We start from the raw sequence: 6070 nt of genomic DNA, 5'->3' as shown, positions 1-6070 counted from the left end.
GCAACAAGGAAAAAACATGAATGAAAAAAATGATTAATATTAAAAAAAGTAAAAATAGTTAAAAAAAGTAAAAAAGAAAAAAGATTATAAGAAACAAATAATCCTATTTAAAAATAAAAATTGATTTTTAGAAGTGAGACTGAGGAGCATTTCCTATGTGATGGTCTTCGTGTTTCTTACCAGGAATTCCATAAGCATCTGCTCTACATTGAGTACATGCTCTGAATACTGGAAGATACTCTTCCACATCACTACGTGCCTTTTCAATCTCTCCACATCCAGGTCTTGGATAATCTGCCATTTTGTTTAATGGAATGAGTGGCAAGACATTCACTAAGTCTGCACCGCATTCTTTTACGGTTTTAGCGATTTCCACAATATGCTCATCATTCAATCCAGGAATAAGAACAATGTTGACCTTAACGACTACACCAAGATCAGTGATCTTTTTGATTCCTTCCAATTGGTTTCTGGAGAGAATCTCAGCTGCTTCAAGTCCTTTGTAAGCTTTGCCTTCATATACAATGAAGCCATTGATTTCCTTTAGGATTTCAGGATCCACTGCATTGACTGTAACAGTTACAGTATTAACACCAAGTTCTGCAATTCTTTCTGCATATTTTGGAAGCAAAAGACCATTGGTACTCATACATTTGATTAAATCTGGTTTTGCCTCATTGATCTTTTCAAAGAATTCAAAGGTAGCCTCATTAGCTAATGAATCTCCAGGACCTGCAACACCTACAACTGTGATTGCACTGTCTTTAGTTACATTCAATACATGTTCCACTGCAGCATCTGCATCCATGATTGAACCTGCAACTCCAGGCCTGTCCTCATCAGTATTAATTGATCTTATACAGAAATTACATCCAATATTACATTTAGGAGCAATAGGTACATGAACTCTTCCAACCTTATCATGCAATTTTTCATTATAGCATGGATGCACTTTTGTAATGTGTGCAAATTTTGCACCTTTATGACTTCCTCCACAAGTTAAATCTTTCTTAGTCATAGTATTACCTCAACACAATATATTAATTATTTAATCAGTTTAATTAACTTATTTTTCTCCAATTTTAATTTTTAATCCCACTACAATTTACAAAATTTATTCGTTAAATTTATTCATTTACGCTTAAACTTATAACTATTGTTATTGATAATATAGTATTTAAAGCTTCCTATTTATTTCTAACACATACGAACAAACTATTGGAAATTACGAACCGTTCGAAAAAATCTATGAAAAATTGGACAAAAAAATAAAACAACCTTAAAAATAATTAAAAAATAATAAATAATAAGATTGAATCTTTAAAAGACTTAAAAACACACATCCAATTTTAAATCTTTAAAAAAGATTGAATCCTTTCGATAATTTGAAATTAATCCCAAGTTTTAGGAGTGTTCAATTCTACAATATATCCTTCAGCCTTTTCAACCCATTCATCCTTAATGAGCTCATCAGTAGCTATAATAGAAACGATATCGTCACGGGAAATATCCTTCATTATCTTGAATCCTTCTGGAACTATTCTGAATATTGCATCATAGATTCTTCTCTTAAGGTTTTCATGAGGGTCATCTACAACCAAATCAGAAACATTATGTTGTCCTTTCATATGAATCACATATCTGCTTGGCTGATGGACATTTTCCCTACCGTTGGTATTCCAAAGGGTTCTTAGGATATTCGGAAGATAGTTTTCATCATCTATCAAAACAACGGTTGTATCATCATCCGCTTCATAATTGACTTTAGCAACTTCCTTTAAGGTAATGTGCTTGGAAGTCTTTCTCATCTTTATCGCTATGATGAAGCAGACTTCATCCGGATTGACATAAGCTCTCATGTCATCAATGGAAGGTGGCAAGACCAAATCCTGCAAGATTTGCCTAATGATCATGTCGTAGACTTTTGCTCCTTCAGGGTCATTTGATTCAATATACATAAAATCACTCTACTTAAAATAATAAATAAAATGAAAACAGATAAAAATATTTGAAATATTTAAATCCAATCCAAAATTATTTATTCATGTCTATTTCCCATACCAGATACAAGCAATGCTGCACCTACAGCACCAATGTGTTGTGAGTATTCTGGCACGATTACTTCAATTCCACCTAAAGTTTCACTTACAGCTTCAACAAGTCCGGAAATCAAACTGGTTCCACCTACTTGGATTAAAGGTTCACGAATGTCAATTTCCTGCAATTGCTGTTCATATACTTGTTCAGATACGGAGTGACATGCAGCAGCCGCTACATCTGCTTTAGATCCTCCAGCTGCAAGAGTGGTAACCAAGTCTTGAATACCGAATACAATACAGTAGGAGTTAAGCATAGCCTTTCTCCAATCACCTTGCACAGCAAGAGGTCCAAGCTCTGTAATGTCTACATCTAACCTTCTTGAAGTCATGTCCAAGAATCTTCCGGATGCACCTGCACAGATACCACCCATGGTGAAGTTGTCAGGAATACCATTGTTTACGGTAATTACCTTGTTGTCCATACCACCGATATCAAGTACTGTAGCTTCACCTTTTTGGCAATCAGCCAAGTATACTGCACCTTTTGCGTTAACAGACAATTCCTCTTGAATAAGTTCTGCTCCGAATTCCTGACCCATAGTGAATCTACCGTAACCGGTAGTTCCTATACCATCAACATCATCCCATTTGTAGCCGGTGCCTTCAAATGCCTCTGCAGCTGCAGTTTGAGCAGATGCAATGATGTCTTTTGTGGAAGTCCAACCGGTTCCGATAACCTTGTTGTTTTCCATAAGGACCGCTTTTGTAGTTGTTGAACCTGAGTCAAGTCCAAGGGTAAGTCCTTCTTGCTTTTCACGAGCAAGAATGCTTCTACGGGTAACAGTGGTAGCCAATGCTTCCATACGGATGAATAACTCATCTGCTTTTGTCCTTTCAGTAAAGGAATATGTTACCACAGGAATACGAGTATTGCTTTGAATGAAACGTCTTACTTCATTTCTAACAAGTGCTCCTTCTGCACATCTGAAACAGGTTGCAATGAATACTGCATCAGGTTTGCATTTTCCTTCCACAATAGACATTGCTCTTGCAATCATAAGCTTTAAGCTTGAACTTTGAGCAGAGAAACCGAATTTCTCATAAGCTTCATTAATATAATCCAAATCAATTTCAGGAAGAATAATTTCAGCTCCAAATTTTAAAGCTGCCTTTTCGATTTCCTTTTGGATACCACTATATTCGGTACCACAGGAAACCAATGCAATTTGTACCATATTATTTTCCTCCTCTATTTGCAATTGGTTCACCTAAAACATCACTGTCTCCTTCCATGTCTCCTCCGCCACCAGGCAAGGAATCTAGGAATTCCATGATTTGATTTACCATAAGTCTTGTTCCATCTTCATCATCAGGGTATGTAACTTCCAAGACAGGTATGTCTTTTTTACGTAAACAGAAAATTGATAATTCGTTTGTTCTTGCACATCCTACACAACCAAAACCAAATGGAGCGCCATCAACAATGATTGCTGCTTCTGCTGCATCTATAAGAGGTCCAATAATGGACATTCTTCCTCTGACTCCTGAAGGCACTTCAATAGCTGCATATTTTAATCCGTTAATTGGATCTTCTTCTGTAATGTTCATTGGAGGAGAATCAATCTCCGGATCTTTAATCTTTTGCCTTATTTGTTTTTGAAGAGCTAAAGGAGTGTGACCTTTCCTCTCAATCAAGTCAGCTAAAACCAATGAATTTGGGGGATAAATAGCTACTTTTACCATAATACCATCCTCATAAATAATAATCAAGAAAACTTTTACAAAATTATATCAATCCCATTTCAAAAGTTTCCTTATTGTTTATCATCCTCTCTTTTATTTTCTTCTTCTTCTAAAATCTCTTTGAAGTAATCAACAGAAACAGGTTCTTTCTTTTCTATTTTCACTTCTCTTGGGTTCTTTAAAGCTTCTCCAACATAATCGAGAATTCTGAATTCTTTCTCCATTTGGTGGAAACCTTCCCTAGGACCATATCTGTGACCTCTGCATCTTCTTGGGTCACCTGGAGCAAAACCTCTTTCTTTTGTAAAAATTCCATAAGGATCTAATTTACGGAGTTCACGAATAGCTTCTCTAACATATTCATCTTTTCCACTAATCATAGCCCCATAACAAGTCCATTTGATTGTTATAGGCAAATTCAACATATGCAAGAAGTTTACAACTTCACTTTCACTTACATTTGCCTTTGAACTTAAAATGATCATCCTTGTTGAAACTTCAGGATCCATGTCCTCTTTACCTAAATCTGGAGTTATACATAAATTTGCAGGCATAATAATTCCTCCTAATCCTCATCCTCGTATACTTCATGAATATAAAGAGTGCTTCCGTCTTTAAGCTTGTTCAAGCCTTCAATGTTTCCAACAACTTCACCAACAAGATTTGTAGCGGAGAACGGTTCACCGGTAGGTCCGAAATCAGTGGTGTCAATGGTTCTTATACCAACAAGTCCCACATTCTTCTTGGACATGTTTGTTACACCTATCTCTCCGGCTTTCATCATATCAGTTGGATTGTTTTCAGGAATAAGTCCCTTGGATTCGTCGCTATCACCATGGAACATGAACATGTTCATGTCAGGAACTGCAAAGTAAACCTTCAATGTTCCAACAGGCTTTTCTGCAAGACCAGTGATTTTCTCAAGGTACCATCTGGTTCTTGGAGCATTATCAGTCAATTTGACTTTCAAGAGCTCATCGCTTGCAAGACCAAAGGTGCTTACTTCTCCAGCATCAATGATGCCAACAGTGCTTTCAGGTTCTTGAGTTACGACAATTGCATCATCATCTTCATTTCCAGTTCTGATATGATTGATGCCTAAGGCTTGAAGTTTCTCTTCAGCCTCTTTTTGAGTCATCATCATAAGCATGATTCTGTCAGGACTGCTTCTAACGGTAATGAAATCTCCCTCTTTGGCTATATCAAACAATTCCATACCCTGCTTGACTGTAGCCAAATTTGTGTGGGTTTCAGCCCTTACTCTGTCTTCTCTATAAATATAAACTCTACCTTTACCGAATCCATCATTTCTCAAGGTAACTGTTCCTCTTTTACGTTCAGTGATTTCTTCCTTCTCCTTAGTTAAACCAGTCAATTCATAAAATCCGACAAATGAGTTGGATTCAAAACTGACTTCAATCTTATCATTTCTAATTAGTGAGAATAAGTGTTCAACTGATTTAGGAGAATTGAAGTTAGGTTCAAAAAGAACATAAGTGAACAATTGATTTCCTTCCTCTAAAACTTCATCCAAATTGGAACCACCTGTACTGTCCTTAACGGTACTGCGCTCAATTACAGGTTCAATGGCTAGGATTTCATCATCATCAGTGAGTGAGAATAATGTTTTTCTTCCACCTATAACCCTTGCAAAGACTCCACGGTCACTGTATTTTGGAACACCATAAACATTTCTGTGGTCATCCTTGACAAAAATTATGTGAGTGGCATCATTTGAAAAACCGGATAAGCTGATTAGAACCTCATTGTCAAAATATGCAAATTCGTCATGTGACGGTTCAAAATTAGAGCTTACAGGACCAATAGCCACTTCATTAGATGTCTCCCAACGAACATTATTAGAGATAAACTGAGAATAGTTTTCCTTGAAGAAATCAGTTAAAGGTTTTGATTTTTCAGAAACTTCCAATTCAATGAGAATACTTCCTTTAGGTGTTTTGATCTTATATTTGAGAATGTTACTTTGTATTTCACTTTCTCCTTTGATAAGACAAACGATACTTCCTTTCTTGTAAGGAGCATTTGAGATTTCAATTGCATCCTTGATGGTAGAACCTTCAGGAATATCCACATCTTCTCCATTAATCTTAATTAGCATAGGCTTGCCTCTTTTATCTAATAAAATAATAATCATCAATTGCAATTATAAAATAGGGTAAATCTAATTTAAAAAAATCCCCTATATTATAAATTAAATATATGTATATTTTTAATGATATAAAACAGTTTTTAAATAAATTTATAATAATAAAAAAAGAGCAATAAAT

Annotated in this window: 6 protein-coding genes; all 6 read right to left on the bottom strand. The window is 35.7% G+C overall.

Features of this window, described 5'->3' with window-relative positions; translation table 11 throughout:
• Positions 1-127: 127 nt before the first annotated feature.
• Positions 128-1018 (bottom strand): radical SAM protein, encoded by an 891-nt coding sequence (locus tag ACKI67_RS05690; RefSeq protein ID WP_407462469.1) that lies wholly within the window; start codon positions 1016-1018, stop codon positions 128-130.
• A gap of 373 nt (positions 1019-1391) precedes the next feature.
• Positions 1392-1958, bottom strand: coding sequence for a methanogenesis marker 17 protein (locus ACKI67_RS05685; RefSeq protein WP_407462468.1), 567 nt, complete (start codon positions 1956-1958; stop codon positions 1392-1394).
• Positions 1959-2038: 80 nt separating this feature from the next.
• Positions 2039-3274, bottom strand: coding sequence for a methanogenesis marker 15 protein (locus ACKI67_RS05680; RefSeq protein ID WP_407462466.1), 1236 nt, complete (start codon positions 3272-3274; stop codon positions 2039-2041).
• A 1-nt stretch (position 3275) separates the two neighbouring features.
• Positions 3276-3782: a methanogenesis marker 5 protein gene (locus ACKI67_RS05675; RefSeq protein WP_407462465.1), complete on the bottom strand. Its 507-nt coding sequence runs from the start codon at positions 3780-3782 to the stop codon at positions 3276-3278.
• Between the two features lie 71 nt (positions 3783-3853).
• Positions 3854-4336, bottom strand: coding sequence for a methanogenesis marker 6 protein (locus ACKI67_RS05670; protein ID WP_407462464.1), 483 nt, complete (start codon positions 4334-4336; stop codon positions 3854-3856).
• Between the two features lie 11 nt (positions 4337-4347).
• Positions 4348-5901 carry a methanogenesis marker 3 protein gene (locus ACKI67_RS05665; protein ID WP_407462463.1) on the bottom strand — a complete coding sequence of 518 codons (1554 nt, stop codon included), beginning with the start codon at positions 5899-5901 and terminating at the stop codon, positions 4348-4350.
• Positions 5902-6070: the final 169 nt, after the last annotated feature.

Origin of the sequence: Methanobrevibacter sp. (genome assembly GCF_045577275.1) — an archaeon.
Lineage (GTDB): Archaea > Methanobacteriota > Methanobacteria > Methanobacteriales > Methanobacteriaceae > Methanobrevibacter.
Note: the sequence above shows the minus strand (reverse complement) of the source record. Positions and strands in the feature narration are given on the sequence as shown.